At 73.6% G+C, this 23,204-nt stretch carries 18 protein-coding genes and 1 tRNA gene; 15 read left to right on the top strand and 4 right to left on the bottom strand.

The features are described 5' to 3' along the window. Nucleotides 1-45 precede the first annotated feature (45 nt). From AC3ANM_RS11165 to AC3ANM_RS11145, 5 genes are read left to right on the top strand one after another with little or no spacing between them, the layout of a single operon-like run. Nucleotides 46-1,362, top strand: coding sequence for a DNA polymerase IV (locus AC3ANM_RS11165; RefSeq protein ID WP_488284485.1), 1,317 nt, complete (start codon nt 46-48; stop codon nt 1,360-1,362). 52 nt (nt 1,363-1,414) lie between these two features. Next, complete coding sequence (locus AC3ANM_RS11160) at nt 1,415-2,806, top strand: sigma 54-interacting transcriptional regulator (RefSeq protein WP_488284484.1); 1,392 nt, start codon at nt 1,415-1,417, stop codon at nt 2,804-2,806. A gap of 5 nt (nt 2,807-2,811) precedes the next feature. Continuing rightward, nucleotides 2,812-4,803: a vWA domain-containing protein gene (locus AC3ANM_RS11155; protein ID WP_488284483.1), complete on the top strand. Its 1,992-nt coding sequence runs from the start codon at nt 2,812-2,814 to the stop codon at nt 4,801-4,803. 10 nt (nt 4,804-4,813) lie between these two features. Then, complete coding sequence (locus AC3ANM_RS11150) at nt 4,814-5,959, top strand: FAD-dependent oxidoreductase (RefSeq protein WP_488284482.1); 1,146 nt, start codon at nt 4,814-4,816, stop codon at nt 5,957-5,959. Between the two features lie 54 nt (nt 5,960-6,013). After that, on the top strand, nt 6,014-6,646 hold the full coding sequence (locus AC3ANM_RS11145) for a class I SAM-dependent methyltransferase (RefSeq protein WP_488284481.1): 633 nt from the start codon (nt 6,014-6,016) through the stop codon (nt 6,644-6,646). On the opposite strand, the gene AC3ANM_RS11140 is transcribed toward AC3ANM_RS11145, so the two are convergent. The 3 genes from AC3ANM_RS11140 to AC3ANM_RS11130 are packed head-to-tail and all read right to left on the bottom strand — an operon-like array spanning nt 6,636 to nt 10,156. Further along, nucleotides 6,636-7,496: a MaoC family dehydratase gene (locus AC3ANM_RS11140; protein WP_488284480.1), complete on the bottom strand. Its 861-nt coding sequence runs from the start codon at nt 7,494-7,496 to the stop codon at nt 6,636-6,638. The genes AC3ANM_RS11145 and AC3ANM_RS11140 overlap by 11 nt on opposite strands. 3 nt (nt 7,497-7,499) lie before the next feature. Further along, on the bottom strand, nt 7,500-8,870 hold the full coding sequence (locus tag AC3ANM_RS11135) for a 3-oxoacyl-ACP reductase (RefSeq protein WP_488284479.1): 1,371 nt from the start codon (nt 8,868-8,870) through the stop codon (nt 7,500-7,502). Beyond that, complete coding sequence (locus AC3ANM_RS11130; protein WP_488284478.1) at nt 8,867-10,156, bottom strand: acetyl-CoA C-acetyltransferase; 1,290 nt, start codon at nt 10,154-10,156, stop codon at nt 8,867-8,869. The genes AC3ANM_RS11135 and AC3ANM_RS11130 overlap by 4 nt, the downstream gene beginning before the upstream one ends. A 124-nt stretch (nt 10,157-10,280) precedes the next feature. On the opposite strand from AC3ANM_RS11130, the gene AC3ANM_RS11125 reads away from it, so the two are divergent. Both AC3ANM_RS11125 and AC3ANM_RS11120 read left to right on the top strand, forming a co-directional pair. Continuing rightward, on the top strand, nt 10,281-11,024 hold the full coding sequence (locus AC3ANM_RS11125) for a TetR family transcriptional regulator (RefSeq protein WP_488284477.1): 744 nt from the start codon (nt 10,281-10,283) through the stop codon (nt 11,022-11,024). Next, the gene (locus tag AC3ANM_RS11120; protein WP_488284476.1) at nt 11,021-12,928 is read left to right on the top strand and encodes an acyl-CoA dehydrogenase family protein; all 1,908 of its coding nucleotides are present in this window, start codon (nt 11,021-11,023) and stop codon (nt 12,926-12,928) included. Before AC3ANM_RS11125 ends, AC3ANM_RS11120 begins: the two co-directional genes overlap by 4 nt. A 348-nt stretch (nt 12,929-13,276) precedes the next feature. Here AC3ANM_RS11120 and AC3ANM_RS11115 read toward each other — a convergent pair. Further along, nucleotides 13,277-13,363, bottom strand: a tRNA-Leu gene (locus tag AC3ANM_RS11115). 160 nt (nt 13,364-13,523) lie between these two features. Between AC3ANM_RS11115 and AC3ANM_RS11110 the strand changes: the two genes are divergently transcribed. The 8 genes from AC3ANM_RS11110 to AC3ANM_RS11075 are packed head-to-tail and all read left to right on the top strand — an operon-like array spanning nt 13,524 to nt 23,202. Next, on the top strand, nt 13,524-14,297 hold the full coding sequence (locus AC3ANM_RS11110) for an FHA domain-containing protein (RefSeq protein WP_488284475.1): 774 nt from the start codon (nt 13,524-13,526) through the stop codon (nt 14,295-14,297). Between the two features lie 10 nt (nt 14,298-14,307). Further along, nucleotides 14,308-14,820, top strand: a complete 513-nt coding sequence (locus AC3ANM_RS11105) for an FHA domain-containing protein FhaB/FipA (RefSeq protein ID WP_488284474.1) — start codon at nt 14,308-14,310, stop codon at nt 14,818-14,820. A 5-nt stretch (nt 14,821-14,825) separates the two neighbouring features. Then, nucleotides 14,826-16,094, top strand: a complete 1,269-nt coding sequence (locus AC3ANM_RS11100; protein ID WP_488284473.1) for a PP2C family protein-serine/threonine phosphatase — start codon at nt 14,826-14,828, stop codon at nt 16,092-16,094. Then, nucleotides 16,094-17,473, top strand: coding sequence for an FtsW/RodA/SpoVE family cell cycle protein (locus AC3ANM_RS11095; protein ID WP_488284472.1), 1,380 nt, complete (start codon nt 16,094-16,096; stop codon nt 17,471-17,473). The genes AC3ANM_RS11100 and AC3ANM_RS11095 overlap by 1 nt, the downstream gene beginning before the upstream one ends. Beyond that, nucleotides 17,470-18,930 carry a peptidoglycan D,D-transpeptidase FtsI family protein gene (locus AC3ANM_RS11090; protein WP_488284471.1) on the top strand — a complete coding sequence of 487 codons (1,461 nt, stop codon included), beginning with the start codon at nt 17,470-17,472 and terminating at the stop codon, nt 18,928-18,930. Before AC3ANM_RS11095 ends, AC3ANM_RS11090 begins: the two co-directional genes overlap by 4 nt. Then, a complete protein-coding gene (locus AC3ANM_RS11085; protein WP_488284470.1) occupies nt 18,927-20,327 on the top strand; it encodes a protein kinase domain-containing protein in 1,401 nt (466 codons plus the stop codon). The genes AC3ANM_RS11090 and AC3ANM_RS11085 overlap by 4 nt, the downstream gene beginning before the upstream one ends. Continuing rightward, entirely contained in the window at nt 20,324-22,240 is a 1,917-nt protein-coding gene (gene pknB / locus AC3ANM_RS11080) for a Stk1 family PASTA domain-containing Ser/Thr kinase (RefSeq protein WP_488284469.1), read from the top strand. Before AC3ANM_RS11085 ends, pknB begins: the two co-directional genes overlap by 4 nt. Continuing rightward, complete coding sequence (locus tag AC3ANM_RS11075) at nt 22,237-23,202, top strand: phosphotransferase (protein ID WP_488284468.1); 966 nt, start codon at nt 22,237-22,239, stop codon at nt 23,200-23,202. The genes pknB and AC3ANM_RS11075 overlap by 4 nt, the downstream gene beginning before the upstream one ends. The last annotated feature ends 2 nt before the right edge of the window (nt 23,203-23,204 follow it).

Raw genomic sequence — 23,204 nt, 5'->3', positions numbered from 1 at the left:
CAATGGGGTCCACGGACAGGAGGGGCCCACGGACAGGAGGTGCGGATGCGGTCGCGGCCGAGCGTGCTGCACCTGGACCTCGACGCGTTCTTCAGCGCGGTCGAGCAGCGCGACAAGCCCTCGCTGCGCGGCAAGCCGGTGGTCGTCGGCGGGGTCGGCGGGCGCGGCGTCGTGGCGACGGCGTCCTATGAGGCCCGGCGCTACGGCATCCGCTCGGCCATGCCGACCGCCGAGGCCCGACGTCGCGGACCGGCCGGGACGGCGTTCCTCGCGGGGCGGTTCGAGGCCTACCGGCTGTCCTCGGGGGTCGTCATGGATGTCCTGCGGGAGTGCTCACCGCTGGTGGAGCAGGTCTCCATCGACGAGGCCTACGTCGACCTGGCCGAGATCCCCGGCTTCGACCCCACCGTCGAGGCGGTCACGGAGCTGGCCGAGGGGCTCCGAGCCCGGATCGCCGAGCTGACCGGCGGGCTGACCGCCTCGGTGGGCGTGGCCAGCTCCAAGATGCTGGCCAAGGTCGCCTCCGAGCTGCGTAAGCCCGACGGGCTCACCGTGGTCGACGCCGGCGAGGAGCTCGCCGTGCTGCACCCGCTGCCGGTCCGCAGCCTCGGCGGGGTCGGCCCCGCCACCGCCGAGCGGCTGCGCCCGCTGGGCGTGGAGACCGTGGCCGACCTGGCCCGCCTGGAGCTGGCCGACCTGCTCAGCCTCTTCGGCCAGGCCCACGGCCAGTCGCTGCACCGGCTCGCCCGGGCCCAGGACGACCGGGTGCTGGTCGCCGAGCGGGAGGCCAAGAGCGTCTCGGCGGAGGAGACCTTCGCCCGCGACGTCACCGACCCCGGAGCCCTGCGCCGCGAGATCGACCTGCTCACCGCCCGGGTCGGCGCCCGGCTGCGGAAGGCCAACACGGCCGGCCGGACGGTCACGCTCAAGCTGCGCCGCTACGACTTCAGCACGCTGACCCGCTCGATGACCCTGCCCCAGGCCACGGACGACGGGCGCGCGCTGGCCCACACGGCATACAAGCTGCTGGCGGAGGTGGACGTCGCCGACGGCGTGCGCCTGCTCGGGGTGGGCGTCTCCGGGCTGTCCGACTTCGTCCAGGACGACCTGTTCACCACCCCGGACGAGCAGGTGGCCGAGGAGCCGGAGGAGGCGGAGGCCCCCACGGCGCCGGCAGCGCAGGTATGGCGACCGGGCCAGGACGTCGTCCACGCCACCCAGGGTGCCGGCTGGGTCTGGGGCTCGGGGCGCTCGCTGGTCACGGTGCGCTTCGAGGGGCCGAGGACGGGGCCGGGACCTGTGCGCACGTTCGACGCCTCGGACCCCGAGCTGACCCCTGGGCCGCCGCCGGACTGGCGCTGACGCCAGCGGTTTTGGCGGGAGGGGGTTGACGCCGCGACGTAGTGTCGAAGGCATGACGCTCTCCGCGCTGCCCACCACCCTCGCCGAGCTGCGCGCCTCCGGGTGGGAGCCGAGGACGGTCAAGGAGGAGATCCGGGCCAACCTGCTGGCGCGGCTGCGCTCGGGCGAGCCTGCCTTCCCCGGGATCGTCGGCTTCGACGACACCGTCCTGCCCGAGCTGGAGACGGCGCTGCTGGCCGGGCACGACCTGGTGCTGCTGGGCGAGCGCGGCCAGGGCAAGACCCGGCTGATGCGCTCCCTCGCCGGGCTCCTGGACGAGTGGTCGCCCGTCGTCGAGGGCTGCGAGATCAACGACGACCCGACCGACCCGGTCTGCGTGCGCTGCCGCCGGCTGGTCGACGAGGTGGGCGAGGCCCTGCCGGTGGTGTGGCGGCACCGCACCGAGCGCTACTCCGAGAAGCTGGCGACGCCGGACACCTCGGTCGGCGACCTCATCGGCGACGTCGACCCGGTCAAGGTGGCCGAGGGGCGCACCCTGGGTGACCCCGAGACGGTCCACTACGGGCTGGTGCCGCGCACCAACCGGGGCGTGTTCGGCCTCAACGAGCTGCCCGACCTGGCCGAGCGGATCCAGGTGGCGCTGTTCAACGTGCTGGAGGAGCGCGACATCCAGGTCCGCGGCTACTCGCTGCGGCTGCCGCTGGACCTGCTGCTGGTGGCCACGGCCAACCCCGAGGACTACACCAACCGGGGCCGGATCATCACCCCGCTCAAGGACCGGTTCGGCGCGGAGATCCGCACCCACTACCAGCTCGAGGTCACCGACGAGGTCGAGCTCATCGCCCAGGAGTCGGCGGTGGTGGCGCAGGTGCCGGAGCACCTCGTGGAGGTCATCGCCCGGTTCACCCGGGGGCTGCGCGAGTCAGCCTCGGTCGACCAGCGCTCCGGGGTCTCGGCCCGCTTCTCGATCGCGGCCACCGAGGCGGTCTCGGCCTCGGCGCTGCGGCGCTCGGCCCGGGCCGGGGACGCCACGACGGTCGCCCGCGTCTGCGACGTGCCGGGGGTGGTGCCGACCCTGCTCGGCAAGGTCGAGTTCGAGATGGGCGAGGAGGGCCGCGAGCGCGAGGTCCTGGACCACCTGCTGCGGGTGGCCGTCGCCGAGACGTTCCGGGCACGCCTGGGCGGGCTGGACCTGACCGGGTTCACGGCGCTGTTCGAGGACGGGTCGGTGGTCGAGACCGGCGAGCTCGTCCCCGCGGCGGAGCTGCTCGGCCAGCTCGGCACCGTGCCGGGCCTGTCCAAGGTGCTCGACCGGCTCGGCCACGGCGACGACGCCTCCGCCGGGGAGACCGCGGCGGCCGTGGAGTTCGTGCTCGAGGGCCTGCACCTGACCCGGCGGATCGACAAGGACACGGTCGCCGGCCGCACGGTCTACGGGGCGTAGCGACGATGTCGGCGCAACCGCACGACCCGCACGGCTCACCACACGGCCGGTTCCGCTACGGCCCGTGGCGAGGTGGGCCGGACCCGCTCGCCCCGCCGTATGACGTGCGCGCGGCCGTGGACGCGATCGGGCGCGAGGTGCTCTCCGGCGGCGGCCTGCGCGAGGCACTGCGCGACCTGCTCCGCCAGGGCCTGTCCGGGCGCCAGGGGCTGGACGAGCTGCAGGACCGGATCCGCCGGATGCGGGCAGCGGCGCGCCGACGGGGTGACCTCGCCGGGACGCTGGACCAGGTCCGGGCCGCCCTGGACCAGGCGCTGGCCACGGAGCGGGACCAGCTGGCCACCGAGGACTCCGACGCGGCGCGGATGGCCGAGATGGAGCTGGCGACGCTGCCCGACGACGTGGCCGGGGCGGTGCGCGGGCTCGCCGACTACGAGTGGCACTCGCCCGAGGCGCGGCAGGCCTACGAGGCGATCAAGGACATGCTGCGTCGGGAAGTGCTCGAGGCCCAGTTCGCCGGGCTGAAGCAGGCCCTGTCCGGCGGTGACCCCGAGACGATGCAGCGGGTCAAGGACATGCTGGCCGACCTCAACGCCCTGCTGGCGGCCCATGCGCGCGGCGAGGACACCACCGACCAGTTCCGCGAGTTCATGGACCGGCACGGCGAGTTCTTCCCCGAGGAGCCGCAGGACGTCGACGAGCTGATCGACGCGCTGGCCCGGCGGCAGGCCGCCGCGCAGCGGATGATGGCCTCGCTGTCCCCGGAGCAGCGCGAGCAGCTGGCGCAGCTGATGAGCGAGGCGCTGGAAGACCCGGACCTGGCCTCGCAGATGAGCCAGCTCTCGGACAACCTGCGCTCGCTGCGCCCCGGCCTGGACCGCGGACGCCCCGTGCAGATGCAGCCGGGCGGTCCCTCGCTCGGCTACGGCGAGGCGGTCGAGGCGGTCTCGGAGCTGGCCGACCTCGAGGCGCTGGAACGCCAGCTGTCCCAGTCCTACCCGGGCTCGACGCTGGACGACGTCGACGTGGAGACCCTCGAGCGCCGGCTCGGGTCGGCCGCGGCGGCGGACCTGGAGGCTCTGCGCCAGCTCGAGCGCGAGCTGGAGCGGCAGGGCTACCTGACCCAGGGGGACGAGGGGCTGCGGCTCACGCCGCGGGCCGTGCGCCGGCTCGGCGAGACCGCCCTTCGGCGGGTGTTCTCCGACCTCGAGGCCGCCGGGCGGGGTGACCACGACGAGCAGCGGACCGGGCAGGCGGACGAGCCGACCGGGCTGACCCGGCCGTGGGTGTTCGGCGACGAGCTGCCGATCGACGCGGCCCGCACCGTCGGCAACGCGTTGCGCCGCAACGGGATCGGCGCCGGTCCGGTGCGGCTCGCGGTGGAGGACTTCGAGGTCATCGAGACGGAGCGGCGGACCACCGCGGCGGTCGCGCTGTGCGTCGACCTGTCGTTCTCGATGGTGCAGGAGGGCCGCTGGGGCCCGATGAAGCAGACCGCCCTGGCCCTGTCGCACCTGGTCGAGACACGGTTCCGCCAGGACGCGCTCCAGGTCATCGGCTTCAACATCGCCGCCCGCCGGCTCTCGCCGGTGCAGCTGGCCGAGGTGGAGCCGGAGTGGGTGCAGGGCACCAACCTCCAGCACGCGCTCATGCTCGCGCTGCGGCACGTGCGCCGGCACCCCGACGCCGAGCCGGTCGTCCTGGTCGTCACCGACGGTGAGCCGACGGCGCACCTCGGGCCGGACGGCATACCGGAGTTCATGTGGCCACCCACGGGCGCGACGCTGCGCGCGACGGTCGCCCAGGTCGACGAGCTGGCGCGCTACGGCGCGACGCTCAACGTGTTCATGCTCGGGGAGGACCCGGGGCTGGCGCGGTTCGTCGACGCCGTGGCCCGGCGGGCGGCCGGGCGCGTGTTCACCCCCGACGTCTCCCGGCTCGGGGAGTACGTCGTGGCCGACTACCTGCGCGCGCGACGGGGCCGCCGCTCGACCTAGGGTGCCGCGTATGCGGTGCGTCGTGGTGGGTGCAGGGGCGTGGGGGCTGCCGGCGGCGGCCGAGATGGCGTCGCGGGGGCATGAGGTCACACTGGTCGACCGGTACGGCGTGGCCAACGCGTTGTCGTCCTCGCCGGGGCCGACCCGGCTCTGGCGGCTGACGCACCCCGACGCGGTGCGCGTGCGCCTCGGCCTGCGGGCCAGGGACGCCATGGAGCGGCTGGCCTCGCGCAGCGGGACCCCCGTCTTCCTGCGGCGCGGGCTGCTGTGGCGGGACGACGTGTCCCTGCCGGCGGTGGTCGACGCGCTGGCCGCGGAGGACGTGGCGCACGAGGTGGTGCCGGCGGCCGAGGTCGGGCGGTGGTTCCCGGGCCTGGCGCCCGACGGGCGCGACGCGGTGTGGCAGGCCGAGGCGGGGCCGGTGCTGGCGGCGGCGTCGATGGCCGCGCAGGCACGGCTGTTCGAGGCGGCCGGCGGCGTCCTTCGCCTGGGGAGCTCGGTGGTGGCCGTGGTCGAGTCTGCCTCGGGCCCGCGCGTTCAGCTGGACGACGGCACCGGCCTGGACGCCGACGTCGTCGTGCTCGCACCGGGGCCCGGCGCCGGCGACCTGCTGACCGCTCTCGGAGTCGACCTCGCGCTGCGGCCGCACCTGGAGCAGGTCGTGCACCTCGGGCAGGCTTCGGAGCCGCACGCCCACGATGACCTGCCGTGCTTCTTCGACGGGCCGCGCGGCGAGGAGCCGGGGATGTACGCCATGCCCACCCCCGGGGTGGGCTACAAGGTCGGGCTGGACCGGCCGCTGCGGGACTGGGCCCTCGCGGACCGTGACCGGACCCCGGACGCCGAGCTCACGGCATACACGGCGCAACGGGTCGGGCGGACGCTCACCGCCGTGGGGCCGGACGTGCTGGACGCGCAGGTGTGCTGCTGGACCGACTCCCCGGACGGGCGGTTCGTCCTCGACACGCTGCCCGGCGGCATCGTCCTGGCCTGCGGCGACTCCGGCGAGGGCTTCAAGTTCTCGGCGCTCATGGGCCTGGTGCTGGCCGACCTGGCCGAGGGGCGCACCCCGGACGCGGACGTCGCCTCCTTCGGCCTGGCCCGCTTCGCCGCCGGTATGCCGGGTGGCCACGGCCCGCACGTGCTCGGTCGCTAGGTCCTGGGGCCAAAGCCCCGGCGGCCACCTTCTCAGGCCCGTAGCCTCGGGGCCGTGGCCAGACGTCTGGAGAACCCCCGGTTCGCGCGGGCCTACCTGCGCCTGGCGCCGCAGGCGGATGAGCACGGCGTCGGTGCACACCGGGACCGGCTGCTCGCCGGGTTGAGCGGGGTCGTCTGCGAGGTCGGCGCGGGACAGGGGCTGAACTTCGCGCGCTACCCCGCCACGGTGTCCCGCGTCGTGGCAGTGGAGCCCGAGCCGACGCTGCGGGTCGCCGCGCGCCAGGCCGCCCGGGCGGCGCAGGTGCCGGTGGCGGTCGTCGCAGCTGACGCCGGCTCGCTGCCGCTAGCCGACGGCGGCTGCGACGCGGTGGTGGCCTCGCTGGTGCTCTGCTCGGTGGACGACCTGGCCGCGGTGCTGGCCGAGGTCGCCCGCGTGCTGCGGCCGGGCGGCACGCTGGCGTTCTACGAGCACGTCCGCTCCTCCCACGCGCTCGTCGGGGCGGTGGAGGACCTCGCGACGCCGTTGTGGACCCGGCTGGCCGGCGGCTGCCACCCGAACCGGGACACGCCCCGCGTGATCAGCGAGGCCGGGTTCACCCTCACTGCGCTGGACCGCTTCGGCTACAGCCCGGGCGGCCTCGTGCCGCCGACCGCCCACGTCATCGGCCGCGCGGTCAGGCCCTGACGGTGGCGCGCAGGTGCTCGCTGTCACCGGAACGCACCGCGAGGTCCCACCCGGCGTCGACCGGGGTGGCGTGCAGCGTGACGGTCGACGGAAGGAGCAGCGGCCGGCCGAACGCGACGTCCACGACGCCGGCGTCGGGCACCCGCGCCTCGACCGAGGCGAGGGTATGGGCCAGGGTCCACATGCCGTGCGCGATGGTCTGCGGGAAGCCGAACGCCTTGGCCGCCAACGGGTTCAGGTGGATCGGGTTGACGTCCCCGCTGACCGCGGCGTAGCGCCGCCCCTGATCGGCCGGCACCCGCCAGGTCGCGACCGGCGAGGACTCATCCACGTCGACGAGCAGGGGCGCCTCGGGGACGCTGTCGCCGGGCGGGGCCGTGGCGCCGCGGGCCAGGTAGGTGCTGCGCCCCTCCCACACCAGCTCCCCGCCGACGCGGGCCTCGCCCAGGAGGTCGACCTGCGCCCCCTTGGGGTGCGGCCGCAAGCCCTGCGCGGCGGCGCGCAGGCTCACCGGCTCGCCGGCGTCGAGCGGCCGGTGCTGCACGATCCGCTGCCGCACGTGGACCAGTCCCGGCAGGGCGAGCGGGAAGCCCGGCTCGGCCATGAGGGTCACCTGCAGCGGGAAGAGCAGCACGTGCGGGTACGTCAGGGGTAGCGCGTCGCGCAGCGGGAAGCCACACACCCGGTCGTATGCCGCGACGTGGGTCCGGTCGACACCCACCCCCGCGCGCACCACCTCCAGGTCCGGCAATGAGCCGCCACGTCCTCTGGCGGTGAGGGTCGCCCGCGCGAAGAGCCGTGCCAGGCTGGGCGCCTCGGTCAGGGTCAGGGTCCGCGTGCCGTCGCCCATGGCTCAGGCCCCGATCAGGCTCTGGCCGCAGACGCGCAGCACCTGTCCGGTGACCCCGGTGTTGTCCGGCTGGGCGAACCACGCGATGCCCTCGGCGACGTCGACCGGCCGGCCGCCCTGGCCGAGGCTGTTGATCCGGCGCCCCACCTCGCGCGTGCCCAGCGGCATGCGTGCGGTCATCTCGGTCTCGATGAAGCCCGGGGCCACGGCGTTGACGGTGATGCCGCGGTCGGCGACCTGGGCCGACAGCGCCTGGACGAGGCCGATCACGCCCGCCTTGCTCGCGGCGTAGTTCGCCTGGCCGCGGTTGCCCGCGATGCCGCTGGTGGAGGAGACGCTGACGATCCGGCCGCCCTCGGCGAGGGCGCCCTCGCGGGTGTTGTCCAGGAGCACCTCGTTGATCCGCAGCTGGGCCTCGAGGTTGACCGCCAGCACGCTGGCCCAGCGGTCGGCGTCGGTGTTGACCAGCAGCTTGTCGCGGGTGATCCCGGCGTTGTGCACCACGAGGTCGAGCCGCTGTCCGTGGCGCTGCGCCACGTGGTCGCAGATCCTCTCCCCGGCGTCCGGCGCGGTGATGTCGAGCTGCAGGGCCGTGCCACCGACCCGGTTGGCCACCGCGGCGAGGGACTCCCCGGCCGCGGGGATGTCGACGCAGACCACGGCGGCACCCTCGCGGGCCAGGACCTCGGCGATCGCGGCGCCGATGCCCCGGGCCGCGCCGGTGACGACGGCGACCGTCCCGGCGAGCGGGTGGTCGATGTCGCCGGGGGCAGCACCCTCGGCACCCTCGGCGCCCCCGGCGACCCGGAGCACCTGCCCGTCGACGTAGGCGGAGCGGGCCGAGAGGAAGAAGCGCAGCGGCGAGGCCAGCGCCGGCTCGCCGCCTTCGGCGACGCGGAGCAGGTTGGCGGTGGCGCCGTCGCGCAGCTCTTTGCCGACGCTGCGGACGATGCCCTCGAGCGCGCGCTGGGTGGCGGCCTCGGCGGGTGCGGTCAGGGCCTCGGGCGGGGAGCCGAGCAGGAGGACGCGTCCGCACGGACCGAGCCGCTTCAGCGCCGGGGCCAGGGCGGCCCGCACGGCCTCGAGGTCGCCGACCGCCCGCGCGGCGCTGGCGTCGACCACGACCGCGCCGAGCCGGGCGGAGTCCGCGTCGGTGGGTGCGGTGTCGAGGACCTGGACCGCGGCGCTCTCCAGCGCGGCCTTCACCCCGGGGAGCAGGGGCGCCGCGCCGACACCGGCCACGAAGGCGGGGCCCTCCAGCACCGGCTGGCCCACGGCATACCGGCGCAGGGGGGCGGGTCGCGGCAGACCGAGCCGCGTCGCGAGGGTGCGGCCGAGGCCGCTGTTGACGAGGTCGAGGTAGCGGTCACTCATGAGGCGGCCTCCAGGATGGCGACGACGCCCTGGCCGCCGGCGGCGCAGATGGACACCAGGCCCCGGCCGGAGCCCTTCTCGGACAACAGCTTCGCCAGGGTGGCGACGATGCGGCCGCCGGTCGCGGCGAACGGGTGGCCGGCCGCGAGGGAGGAGCCGTTGACGTTGAGGCGGCTGCGGTCGATGGACCCCAGCGGCGCGTCGAGGCCCAGCCGGTCGCGGCAGAACGCCTCGTCCTCCCACGCCTTGAGGGTGCACAGCACGGTCGAGGCGAAGGCCTCGTGGATCTCGTAGAAGTCGAAGTCCTGCAGCTCCAGGCCGTTTCGCACGAGGAGCTGCGGCACGGCATACGCGGGGGCCATGAGCAGCCCCTCGTCGCCGTGCACGTAGTCGACCGCGGCGGTGGTCGCGTCGACGAAGCGCGCCAGCAGCGGCAGCCCCCGCTCCTGCGCCCACTCCTGCGTGGCGAGCAGGACGGCCGAGGCCCCGTCGGAGAGCGGCGTCGAGTTGCCGGCCGTCATGGTGGCGCCCTCCCCCTCGCCGAAGACGGGCTTGAGGCCGGCCAGCTTCTCCACCGAGGTGTCGGCGCGCAGGTTCTGGTCCCGGGTGAGGCCGAGGTAGGGGGTGAGCAGGTCGTCGAAGAAGCCCCGGTCGTAGGCGGCGGCCAGGTGGTGGTGGCTGGCGGCGGCGAGCTCGTCCTGGGCCTCGCGACTGACCCCCCACGTCGCGGTGGTCACGGCCTGGTGGTCGCCCATCGCCATGCCGGTGCGCGGCTCGGCGTTGCGCGGGATCTCGGGGACGACCTGACCCGGACGCAGGCCGGCCAGGGCCTTGACCCGGCCCCCGACGCTGCGCGCCCGGTTGGCCTCGAGCAGGGCCTGGCGCAGCCCCTCGTTGACCGCGATCGGTGCGTCACTGGCGGTGTCGACGCCGGCCGCGATGCCGCACTCGACCTGGCCGAGGGCGATCTTGTTGGCGACGATGATCGCCGTCTCCAGCCCGGTGCCGCAGGCCTGCTGGACGTCGTAGGCGGGCGTCCAGGGCGACAGGTGGGAGCCCAGCACCGCCTCGCGGGTGAGGTTGAAGTCGCGCGAGTGCTTGAGCACGGCCCCGGCGGCGACCTCGCCGACCCGCTCACCGGCCAGGCCGCAGCGGGCGACGAGGCCGTCGAGCGCCGTGGTGAGCATGTCCTGGTTGGAGGCGTGGGTGTAGGGGCCGTTCGCGCGGGCGAACGGGATGCGGTTCGCGCCGACCACGTAGACGGGGCGGGGGTGCTGCGGGGCCAAGGTTCCTCCAGCTGTCGCGGGGTGCGGGCACCGTGCTGTCTCCAGGCTGTCCGGCGGCCGTGCTGCTGCCGGATTCCTGATACCGAAAGTAGCAGGTACGACCAGTCCGCGGTACCGTCACCGCATGAGTCCCCCGTCACCGACCGCCCGCGCCGACGGGCGCCACACCCGCTGGGAGGAGCACCGGCGGGCGCGCCGCGCCGAGCTGGTCGAGGCCACGATGCGGGCCATCCGCCGCCACGGCGCCGGGGTGGGGATGGACCAGATCGCCGCTCAGGCGGGCACGAGCAAGACCGTGGTCTACCGGCACTTCACCGACCGGACGGGGCTCTACCGCGCCGTCGTCGCCGCCGTCGACGACCTGATCCTGCGCGACCTCGGCTCGGCCCTGACCACCGCCGACCCCGCCGCCGATGGGGACGCCGGAGGTGACCCGCGCGCCCTCGTCGCGGCGGCGGTCGACAGCTACCTCACGCTGGTCGAGCGCGACCCGGAGGTCTACCGCTTCGTGGTGACCCGCCCGCTGCTGGACGCCCCGGTCGCGGATGACCCCGTCGAGGGGATGACCTCGCGGATCGCGGCCCAGGTCACCGAGGTGCTCGCCAGCCGGCTGCGCCGCGAGGGCCGCGACGAGCGCGCCGCCGCCACGTGGGCGCACAGCCTCATCGGGCTGGTCCGCGCCGCCGCCGACCACTGGCTCGCCCAGCCCGACCGGGTGCCCCGCGAGGTCCTCGCCCGCCAGGTCACCGACCTCGCGTGGGGCGGCCTGGCCGGGGCGCTGGAAGCCGACGACCGCCATACCGGTCCTGACCGAACCGACCGAACTGACCGAACTGACCGCCCCGACGTCCCGGAGGAGAGCCGATGACCGACCCGACCCCGCTCGGCACCGCACTGCGCACCGCCCTCGACGGCCACTGGGCCCACGTCCGGCAGGAGGCACGCGAGGGCTTCTCCGCCACGGACCTGCTCTCCGAGCCTGGCTTGGACCAGGAGGCCCACCGGGCGCGGGTGTTCGAGCAGATGCAGCTGCTGGCCGCGACCGGCCACCCGCGCAACGGCTTCCCGGTGGAGTACGGCGGCAAGAACGACATCGGCGCCTCGGTGACCGCCTTCGAGATGCTCGCGCACGGCGACCTGTCGCTGCTGGTCAAGGCCGGCGTGCACTGGGGGCTGTTCGGCGGCGCGATCGTCAACCTCGGCACCCGGGTCCACCACGAGCGCTACCTCGAGGACGTCATCTCCTTCGCCCTGCCCGGCTGCTTCGCGATGACCGAGGTCGGCCACGGCAGCGACGTGCAGCACCTGCACACGACCGCCACCTATGACGTCGCGACCGGCGAGCTCGTCGTCGACACCCCGCACGAGGGCGCGGTCAAGACCTACATCGGCGGGGCCGCGCGCGACGGTCGGCTGGCTGTCGTCTTCGCCCAGCTGGTCACCGGCGGGCGCAGCCACGGGGTGCACGCGGTGCTGGTGCCGATCCGCGACGAGGCCGGCCGGCCCTGCCCCGGCGTCACGATCGGCGACTGCGGCGCCAAGGCCGGGCTGGGCGGCGTCGACAACGGCACGCTCGCCTTCGACCACGTCCGGGTGCCGCGCGAGGCGCTGCTCAACCGGTTCGGGGACGTCGCCGAGGACGGCACCTACTCCAGCCCCATCGAGAACGAGAGCCGCCGGTTCTTCACCATGCTCGGCACGCTCGTGCGCGGCCGGGTCAGCGTGGCCGGCGCCGCGGGCAGCGCCACCAGGACGGCGCTCGCCATCGCCATCCGGTATGCCGTGCAGCGGCGCCAGTTCGCCGCTCCCGGCAGCGAGGAGGAGGTCGTCCTGCTGGACTACCGCACGCACCAGCGCAAGCTGCTGCCCGCGCTGGCCACCAGCTACGCGCTGCAGTTCGCCCAGAACGAGCTGGTCTCCTCCCTCCACCAGGTGCAGACCGCCCTGGAGCCGGACGAGCTCGCCCAGCGGGAGCTGGAGTCCCGCGTCGCCGGGATCAAGGCGGTGGTCACCTGGCACGCCACCTCGACCATCCAGACCTGCCGCGAGGCCTGTGGTGGGGCGGGCTACCTCGCGGAGAACCGTCTGCCGGCGCTGAAGGCGGACACCGACGTGTTCACCACCTTCGAGGGCGACAACACGGTGCTGCTGCAGCTGGTCGCCAAGGGGCTGCTCACCGAGTACCGGGACACCTTCGGCGACCTGGACTTCCTGGGCATGGTCCGGTTCGCCGCCGGCCAGATCGCCGGCAACGTCATCGAGCGCACCGCCACGCGGCCGCTGCTCGAGCGGATCGGCGGCGCGGGCCCGCGCACCAAGGAGGGCGACCTGCGCGACCGGGCGCTGCACCTGCGCCTGTTCGAGGACCGGGAGAAGCACGTCCTCGAGGGCCTGGCCCGAAGGCTGCGCCGGGCCGGGGCGCCGGACGCGGACGCGTTCGCCGTGTTCAACGCCGCCCAGGACCACGTCCTGCGGGCCGCGCGCGTCCACGTCGACCGGGTGGTGCTCGAGGCGTTCGTCTCCGGCATCGAGGCGTGCACGGACCCGGCGGCACGCGAGGTGCTGTCCCGGGTCTGCGACCTCTACGCCCTGGCCAACATCGAGCAGGACAAGGGCTGGTTCCTCGAGCATGGCCGGCTGACACCCGGGCGGGCCAAGGCGGTCACCGCCGCCGTCAACGCCCTGTGCGCCGAGCTCCGCCCGGATGCCCTGGCCCTGGTCGAGGGGTTCGGCATCCCGCAGGAGTGGTTGGGCGCCCCCATCGCCCAGTGATCGCCGTGACCCGCAGCACTCTTCGCGCGGGTGTTCCACGGGCGGGTAGCTCGTGTCGCGCGGCGGCGCCGCATGCGCAGGTTCGTCACCGATGCGCGGGAACGAAGTGGTGCCAAGTGTGACGAAACTGCGAGGAACGCCCCCGCCCAGACCGGGTCACTCTGACCGGCCGTACCGGGACCCACCGCCCCAGGGCCGCGGCCGACGCACGTGAGGTGGCCCTCATCGTCGGTGACGGGTTCGTCGCGTTGGTGCGCGGCCTCGGGGTGCGGGCGAGGTGGTCACAGGGCAGATGACAACTATCCGGAAACGACGAAGGGGCCGCCTTCCGGCGACCCCTTCGTGGTGTGGTGCGCGAGGGGGGAGTTGAACCCCCACGCCCTTTCGGGCACACGGACCTGAACCGTGCGCGTCTGCCTATTCCGCCACTCGCGCGCGCTCACCTAGTGTGTCGGAGAGACGGCCGAAATCCCAAATCGGGACGTTCCGCCACGCTCTCTTACCGCCTCCAGGAAGCGCCACAGGCTAGCACGGGGGACGCTGCACACATCGGTGGCGGCTACGATCGGACCCGCCTAGCCGGAGGAGGAATCACGTGGGACTGTTCGATCGCGTTGAGCAACGCCTCGAGCGAGCGGTCAATGGCGCCTTCGCCCGGGCGTTCAAGTCGGAGGTACAGCCGGTCGAGATCGCCGCGGCGATCCGCCGGGCCATGGACGACAAGGGCGCGGTGCTCGGCCACGGCCGCACCTTCGTGCCCAACATCTACACGGTCGAGCTCAGCGACTCCGACCACGAGCGCCTGGCCAGCTTCTCGGACGCCCTGTCCGACGAGCTGGTCGCCTCGGCTCAGGAGCACGCCGACTCCCAGCACTACACGCCCGGCGGCCCGATCCAGGTGCACTTCACCGCGCACGAGGACCTCGAGACCGGCGTGTTCCGGCTGCGCACCTCCACGGCCAAGGCAGCGCGCCCGGCCCCGGCCGCCCCGAGCACCCCCGCCCCGGCGAGCCCGGGCGCGACCGCGGTGCAGGCGGCGCCGGCCCCGACGCCCGCCCCGCGCGCCAACCCCTCGGACCGCCCGTGGCTGGAGATCGACGGCGACCGCTACCCGCTGATGGGCCCGATCACCGTGCTCGGCCGCGACGACTCCGCCGACGTGGTCCTCGACGACCCGGGGATCTCCCGCCAGCACAGCGAGATCCGCGTGACCAGCGACGGCCCGCACCTCGTGTCGAGCATCCGCGACCTCAGCTCCACCAACGGCACGTTCGTGGCCGGCGACCGCATCACCAGCCAACGCCTCGAGGACGGGGATCGCATCACCTTGGGACGCACCAACATCACCTTCCACTCGAGTCGGCGGTGACGGTCCGGCGATGAGCGAGCTCACCCTCACCGTGGTCCGCCTCGGGCTGCTGATCCTGCTCTGGGTCTTCGTGTTCAGCATCGTCGGCGTCCTGCGCGGCGACCTCTACGGCACGCGCGTGCTCAGCCGCGGCAAGGCCCCGGTCAAGCCCAAGGCCCGCACCAACCGTCAGCCGGCCCCGGCCAAGGCGCAGGAGGCACCCAGCCGTGCCTCGCGTGCCGCCGCCCGCCGGGTCCCGGCTAACCTCGCCGTCACGGAAGGCCCGTTGGCCGGGACGACGTTGTCGCTCAAGGGCTCCGGGGTGCTCATCGGGCGCAACCCCGAGTGCACCCTCGTGCTCGACGACGACTTCGCCTCCGGACGGCACGCCCGGATCTACCAGGACGGTGACGGCTGGTACGTCGAGGACCTCGGCTCCACCAACGGCACCTTCCTCGGTCAGAACCGGCTCAGCACCCCCACGCCGGTGACGGTCGGCACGACCCTGCGGATCGGCAAGACCGTCCTCGAGTTGCGAAAGTAGGTCCGATGGCCATCGCCCTGCGGTATGCCGCACGCTCGGACGTCGGGCTCGTCCGCTCCGTCAACCAGGACTCGGGTTATGCCGGTCCACACCTGCTCGTCCTCGCAGACGGGATGGGGGGCCACGCCGGAGGAGACGTGGCCTCCTCGCTGACCATCGGCGAGCTGGTGGAGCTCGACGGGGAGTCCCACGGCGGCGACGACGCGCTGGAGCTGCTGGCCACCCGGCTGCGGGCCGCCAACGACGCCCTCGAGCGCTCCGTCCACGACAACCCCGAGCTGCGGGGCATGGGCACCACGGTCATCGCGCTGCTGCGCACCGGCAACAAGCTGGCGATGGCCCACATCGGCGACTCCCGCGCGTTCCTGCTGCGCGAGGGCACGCTGGCCCAGATCACCAAGGACCACTCCTTCGTCCAGAGCCTGGTCGACGAGGGCCGGATCTCCGCCGAGGAGGCCGAGCACCACCCGCAGCGCTCCATCGTCACGCGCGTGCTCACCGGGCAGCCCGACGACGAGCCCGACCTGTCGCTGCGCGAGGCGCGCCCCGGCGACCGCTACATGATCTGCTCCGACGGCCTGTCGGACTTCGTCGCCCGCGACACCATCGCCGAGGTCATGGCCGACGGCATGGACCCCGACCGCACCGCCGACCGGCTGATCGAGCTGGCCCTCAAGGCCGGTGCCCCGGACAACGTCACCGTGATCATCGGCGACGTCGTCGACATGGACCGCGCCGAGGCGCCCTCGACGATCCCGCAGATCGTCGGCGCCGCCGCCGAGCGGGAGGCGACCAGCACCCGCGCGCTGCCGCAGACCCCCGCCGCCAAGGCGGCCGCCCTCAGCCGCACCGCCGCCGGTGAGGAGGAGGACCAGGACGACGACGTCACCCTCGCCGAGGAGGGGCCCAAAGGAGCCCGGCGCTGGCTGCGGCGGGGTGGGCTGATCCTGCTCATCCTGGCCGTGGTGCTGGGAGGCGGCTACGCGGCATACGACTGGTCGCAGCGGCAGTACTTCGTCGGTGAGCACCAGGGCTTCGTGGCGATCTACCAGGGGGTGTCCCAGGACATCGGCCCGATCAAGCTCTCCCACGTCCAGAGCTCCACCGACGTCTCCGTCACCAACCTGCCCGACTACTACCGGGGCAAGGTCGACTCCACGTTCACCGCCGACAACCTGACCGCCGCGGAGAAGATCGTCGACGACCTGCGCACCGAGGCCCAGCGGTGCCAGGCCCTGAAGGCCAAGGGCCAGAGCTGCGGCGCCGCGTCCTGATGTCCACGGTCACCTCGTTCGTCCCCCGCAGCCGCCGCAACGTCGAGCTGGCGCTGCTGCTGCTCGCCATCTTCATCGTGATGATGGCCTACCTCAACGTGGGCCTGGCCGTGCAGGGCACCTTCCCGCCGGACCTGCTCGGCTACGGCCTGGGCTTCCTCGTCCTCGGCGGCGGCTTCCACCTCGTGCTGCGCTGGCGGGCGCCCTACGCCGACCCGCTGCTGCTGCCCATCGGCACGCTGCTCAACGGCCTGGGCCTGGTGATGATCCACCGGCTCGACCTGGCCCACGAGCGCACCGGCGGCGGCATGGCGCTCAAGCAGCTCACGTGGAGCGCGCTGGGCGTCATCATCGCCATCGCGGTCATCATCCTGCTGCGCGACCACCGCCAGCTGCGCCGGTTCACCTTCACGGCGATGGCCGCGAGCATCGGCCTGCTCCTGCTGCCGCTGGTGCCGGGCCTCGGCCGCAACATCAACGGCAACCGGATCTGGATCGGCCTGGGGCCGTTCAGCTTCCAGCCCGGTGAGCTGGCCAAGATCACCCTCACGGTGTTCTTCGCCGGCTACCTCGTGCAGACCCGTGACGTGCTCTCGCTGGTCGGCAAGCGCTTCGTCGGCATCGCGTTCCCGCGCCCACGCGACCTCGGGCCGATCCTCATCGCCTGGCTCGTCAGCGTGCTCGTGCTGGTCTTCGAGCGCGACCTGGGCTCCTCGCTGCTGTTCTTCGGCCTGTTCGTGGCGATGATCTACGTCGCCACCGAGCGGCGCTCGTGGGTCGCCATCGGCCTGGTCCTGTTCAGTTTCGGCGCCTACGTCGCCTACCTGCTGTTCAACCACCTCCGCCAGCGCGTGCTGCTGTGGCTGCACCCGTTCTCCCAGCAGGCGCTGCAGGTCAGCGACCAGCTCGTCCTGGGCCTGATGGGTATGGCGAGTGGCGGGCTCTTCGGGACCGGCCTGGGTCGCGGCCACCCCAACTTCACCTACTTCGCCGAGAGCGACTTCATCTACCCGAGCATGGGCGAGGAACTCGGCCTGTTCGGCCTGTTCGCGCTGCTGATGCTCTACGTCCTCATCGTCGAGCGCGGCCTGCGCACGGCCCTGGGCGTGCGCGACGGCTTCGGCAAGCTGCTGGCGACCGGCCTGTCGTTCTCGATGGCGCTGCAGTGCTTCGTCGTCGTCGGCGGCGTCACCCGGGTCATCCCGCTGACCGGCCTGACGATGCCGTTCCTGTCCTACGGCGGCTCCTCGCTGCTGGCCAACTGGGCGCTGCTGGCGCTGCTGCTGCGGATCAGCGACCAGGCCCGGCGCCCGGTCGCGGAGTCCGCGCCGGTGTCGACGCTCTCGTCCGAGGCGACCGAAGTGGTGAAGCTCCGATGAACGCCCCCATCCGCCGGCTGTCCTTCATCGTGGCGGCGCTGTTCGCCTCGCTGCTCATCGCCACGACGTGGATCCAGTTCGTCACGGCCAAGGACCTGCAGGACCGGCCCAGCAACCGGCGCACCCTGCTGGCCAGCTACGCCCGCGAGCGCGGCGCCATCCTCGTCGGGGGCTCCCCGATCGCCCGGTCGGTGCCGTCCAAGGACCAGCTGAAGTGGCTGCGCACCTACCCCTCGGCCAAGCTGTACTCCCAGGTGACCGGCTACTACTCCTTCACCTACGGCGCCGGCGGTGGCCTCGAGGGCGCCGATGACGCGTTGCTGTCGGGCCAGTCCGACAAGCTCTTCTACCGGCGCATCGTCGACATGGTCACCGGCAAGGTACCCAGCGGCGCCAGCCTGGAGCTGACCATCGACCCGCGCGCGCAGAAGGCTGCCGACGAGGCCCTGGGCGACCAGCGCGGTGCCGTCGTCGCCCTCGACCCCTCGACCGGCGCGATCCTGGCGATGGTGAGCCACCCGCAGTACGACCCCAGCCCGCTCGCCAGCCACGACCTGGGCACGGTGTCCAAGGCGTGGGAGAAGATCAACAACGCCCCGGGCGACCCGGCCGTCAACCGCGCGATCGCCGGCAACCTCTACCCGCCCGGCTCGACGTTCAAGCTGGTCACGGCGGCGGCTGCCCTCTCCTCCGGTGCCTACACCGAGGACAGCGAGATCCCCGGCCCGGCCGTCCTGAAGCTCCCGGACACCGCCAACGCCACGCTGCCCAACGACGACCGCCTGCCGTGCGGTCCCGGCGGGAAGTCGACGCTGCTGGTGGCCCTCCAGCGCTCCTGCAACTCCTCCTTCGGTGGCCTCGGCATGAAGCTCGGGGCCGACGCCCTGCGCGCCCAGGCAGCGAAGTTCGGCTTCGGCGACTCCCTGAGCGTCCCCATGCGGGTCACGCCCAGCCACGTCCCGGACCAGCTCAACCGCCCCCAGACCGCGCAGGCGGCCATCGGGCAGTACGACGTGCGCGTCACCCCGCTGCAGATGGCGATGGTGAGCGCGGCGATCGCCAACAAGGGCGTCGTCATGCGGCCCTATCTCGTCAAGGATGTGCGCAGTGCGGACCTGGATGTCATCGAAGAGACCTCTCCTGAACAGCTGTCGCAGGCCGTGAGCCCCGACGTCGCCGCGCGGCTGACGCGCATGATGGAGTCGGTCGTGCAGGGCGGCACGGCCACCGCGGCTCAGATCCCCGGGGTCAGCGTGGCCGGCAAGACCGGCACCGCCGAGCACGGCGAGGGGCTCGCACCGCACGCCTGGTTCACCGCTTTCGCCCCGGCCGACCACCCGCAGATCGCCGTCGCGGTCGTCGTCGAGGACGGCGGGCGCGCCGGCAACGAGGCCTTCGGTGGCAAGGTCGCCGCGCCGATCGCCCGGCAGGTCATCGAGTCGGTGGTCAACCGATGAGCGTGGGCAGCGGGTCGGTCCTGGGCAACCGCTACACCCTCACCGACCGGATCGCCGGCGGTGGCATGGGCGAGGTCTGGGAGGCCACCGACGGCGTCCTGGGCCGCACCGTGGCCATCAAGCTGCTGCGCCAGGGCTACACCGGCGACAGCCAGTTCGTCGACCGGTTCCGGGCCGAGGCCCGCAACAGCGCGGCGCTGGCCCACCCCAACATCGCCACCGTCCACGACTACGGCGAGGAGGACGGCGCGTCCTACCTCGTGATGGAGCTCGTGCGCGGTGAGCCGCTGTCGAAGGTGATCAACGAGCGCGGACCCCTCGGCGACGACGAGGCCGCCTCGTTGCTCGGCCAGGCCGCCGCAGCCCTCGAGGTCGCCCACCAGAGCGGCTTCGTTCACCGCGACGTCAAGCCGGCCAACATCATGGTCACGCCGGACGGCATGGCCAAGCTGACCGACTTCGGCATCGCGCGGGCGCTGCACGGCTCGGCCATCACCAAGACCGGCGAGGTCATGGGCACGGCGCAGTACATCTCGCCCGAGCAGGCCATGGGCGAGCCGGCCACCCCCTCCAGCGACATCTACGCCCTGGGCATCGTCGGGCACGAGATGCTCACCGGGAAACGCCCCTTCGACGCCGAGACGCCGGTGGCGACGGCTCTGGCCCAGGTCAACGACCCGCCGCCGCCGCTGCCCGACGAGGTGACCGAGCCGCTGCGCGGCCTGATCACCGCCTGCCTGGCCAAGGACCCGGCCGACCGGCCGGTCAGCGCCGCGGCCATCGCCGAGGAGCTCGGCGTGCCGGTCTCCGGACCCATCATGTCGACGGCCACCCCGCCCTCGGCGATGGACCAGACGGCCGTCATGGCCACGTCCATCGCCCAGCCGGACCGCCACGGCGGGCCGCCGACGAGCATCACCCCCGTGGCCCCCATGGCGGCGCTCGGCCGGCAGGGCCGGGCGGTCACCTCACGGGTGCGCAAGCGTCCGGCCGTCTGGGGCCTGGGCGCGCTGGCGGTCATCATCCTCGCCGTGTCGCTGTCCCGGTGCGGGTCGGACGGCTCGGCCACGCCGGCCACCCGCCCCACCCCGTCGGCCAGTGCGACGCGGCCGGCCACCGTGCTCTCGGCGGGCGCCTACGTGGGGCAGCCGGTGGAGGACGCCAGGCGGGCCCTGGAGAGCCTGGGCTACCAGGTCTCCGCCCGCACCCAGGCCTCGGACAAGCCGGCCGGCACGGTGCTGGCCATGAGCCCCACGGGGGCGGTGCCGGCCAACGCCGTCATCATCCTGATGGTGGCCGGTCCTGCACCGGCCACGAGCTCCTCACCCGCCCCGGCGCAGAACACCACGCATGACCAGCAGGCCGCCGGCGGGCACAAGAAGAAGGGCAAGAAGTGACTGCCACACCACGGCTGCTCGGCGGCCGCTACGAGGTCGGCGAGCTGATCGGTCGCGGCGGCATGGCCGAGGTCCACGCCGGCCACGACACCCGGCTCGGTCGCGCCGTGGCGATCAAGATGCTGCGCTCCGACCTGGCCCGGGACCACACCTTCCTGGCCCGGTTCCGCCGTGAGGCCCAGTCCGCCGCCGGCCTCAACCACGCGGCGATCGTCGCGGTCTACGACTCCGGCGAGGACCACACGGTCGACTATGCCGGGGCCAGCATGTCGGTGCCCTACATCGTCATGGAGCGCGTCACCGGGAAGACCCTGCGCCAGCTGCTCAACGACCAGGAGCACGCCGCGATGGACCCGGTGGTGGCCTGCCACCTCACCGAGGGCGTCCTCGCGGCCCTGGAGTACTCCCACCGGATGGGCATCGTCCACCGCGACATCAAGCCCGCCAACGTCATGGTCACCGAGCACGGTGACGTCAAGGTCATGGACTTCGGTATCGCGCGCGCCGTCGCCGACACCGCGGCCACGATGACCCAGACGCAGGCGGTCATCGGCACCGCGCAGTACCTCTCGCCGGAGCAGGCGCAGGGCCAGCAGGTCGACGCCCGCTCCGACCTGTACTCCACCGGCTGCATGCTCTACGAGCTGCTCACCGGCCGCGCCCCGTTCGTCGGCGACTCCCCGGTCGCCATCGCCTACCAGCACGTGGGCGAGACGCCCCAGCCCCCGTCGGTGCACAACCCGGCGGTCAGCCCCGAGCTCGACGCCGTGGTGCTGCACGCCCTGGTCAAGGACCGGGAGGCCCGCTACCAGAGCGCATCGGAGTTCCGCGCCGACCTGGCCGCGGCCCGCACCGGGAGCCCCATCAGCGCCGCGGCGCTGGGGACGGCCGCCGGCCTGGCCGGGGGCGCCGCCGCGCTGGCCGGCGCCGAGCCGACCGAGCTGCTGTCCCGGGGCGCGGAACCCACGCAGGCCATGACCCGGCCGGTCGCCGCCGGTGCTGCCGGTGCCGCGGGAGCGGCCGCCACCCGCGCCGGGCGCGGCGGGGGCGACAACACCGCCGGGCTGCCCGCGATCGGCCACGACCCCGACGCCGAGCCGCGCAAGCGGCACGCCGCGTCCTACGCCCTCCTTATCGCCGCGGTGATCGCCGCCCTGCTCCTGGTCGCCTTCGCCGGCAAGAGCCTCTTCGGGGGCGGCCAGGCGGCCGCCCAGCAGGTCAAGGTGCCCTCGGTGGTCACGCTGCCGCAGGCCACCGCCGAGGCGCGCCTGAGCGCCCAGGGCCTGAAGGTGCAGGTCACCCAGGCCAACAACGACGCCCCCAAGGGCACCGTCTTCGACCAGAACCCCCCGGCCGGCTCCATGGTGGACAAGAGCTCCACGGTGGCCATCAGCGTCTCCAGCGGCCCGGGCCAGGTCGACGTCCCCGACGTCACCGGCTTCACCGAGGACTCCGCCAAGCAGACGATCCAGGACCAGGGCCTCAAGGTCGGCAAGGTCACCAAGGTCGACGACTCCAGCGTGGCCGCCGGCAAGGTCATCAGCACCGACCCCGCCGCCGGCACCTCGGTGGACTCCGGCAGCTCGGTCAACATCAAGGTCGCCAGCGGCCGGGTGCAGGTGCCCGACGTGCGCAACAAGACCCTGGGCGACGCCCAGCGGATCCTCAGCGACCTGGGGCTGCAGACCAAGACCGAGTTCCAGCCGAGCGACCAGCCCGAGGGCACCGTCCTGGACCAGAACCACGTCGGCGAGACGGTCGATGCCGGCACGACCATCAAGCTCGTGGTCTCCCAGGCCCAGCCGAAGCCGAGCGAGACGTCGCCGGCACCGAGCGACACCTCCACGTCGACCTCACCGATCCCGCTGCCGACGACGCAGACCACGGGTACCGGGCAGGGTCAGGGCCAGTGACCGTCGCGGGCTCGCCCGAGATCCTGGACTGGGTCGACGGGCGGGCCCGCGAGGCCGGTCTGAGGCTCGCCTCCGCCGGGGTGACGGTCCACGCCCGGGCGTGGTCCTCGGCCACGGTCTTCGACACCGACGCGGGACGGGTCTGGTTCAAGGCCAACGGCGTGGGCACCGCCCAGGAGCCGGGGCTGCTGCGGCTGCTCCAGCGCCTGGCCCCGGGCCTCACGCCCCAGGTCCTTGCCGTGGACGAGGACCGGGGCTGGTCGCTGAGCCTGGACGCCGGGCCCACGCTGCGCGCCACGGTGCCGGCCACGGAGCAGTGGCCGGTCTGGGAGGAGCTCCTCCCGCGGTATGCCGCTGCGCAGCTCGCGCTGGCCGCCCACCGGGAGGAGCTGCTCGCCGCCGGGGTCCCGGAGCGCTCCCCGGCGACCCTGCCGCACCTGCTGGAGTCCCTGGTGGCCGAGCTGGCGGCGGTGGATCCGGCCCGGGGCGGTCTGACCCCGTCAGCCCGGGAGGCGCTGGGACTGCGCCTCACGGCATACCGGCAGTGGTGCGCGGAGCTCGCCGCGGACGGCCTGACGACGACCCTGCAGCACGACGACCTGCATGCCAACAACGTGTGCTGGGGCGGATCCGCGGCCACCTCGCGCATCATCGACTGGGGTGATGCGTCCGTGGGCCACCCGTTCGGCACGATGCTGGCGACCCTGAACTCCCTGGCGCACCACGGTGGCATCGGCCTCACCGACCCACGGGTGCTCCGGGTCCGGGACGCCTACCTCGAGCCGTTCACCGACGTCGCGGACCGCGCCACGCTGGTCCGGCAGGTGGAGCTGGCCCGTCGGACCGGCCGGGTCACCCGCGCCCTGGTGTGGCGCTCAGCCCTGGACGCCGCCCCGGTCGAGGCGCACGAGGAGCACGACTTCCCCGTGCGCGGCTGGCTCGAGGAGGTCCTCGCCGACTGAGG

It is taken from the genome of Oryzihumus sp. JJN4-3R (assembly GCF_057747915.1).
Note: the sequence above shows the minus strand (reverse complement) of the source record. Positions and strands in the feature narration are given on the sequence as shown.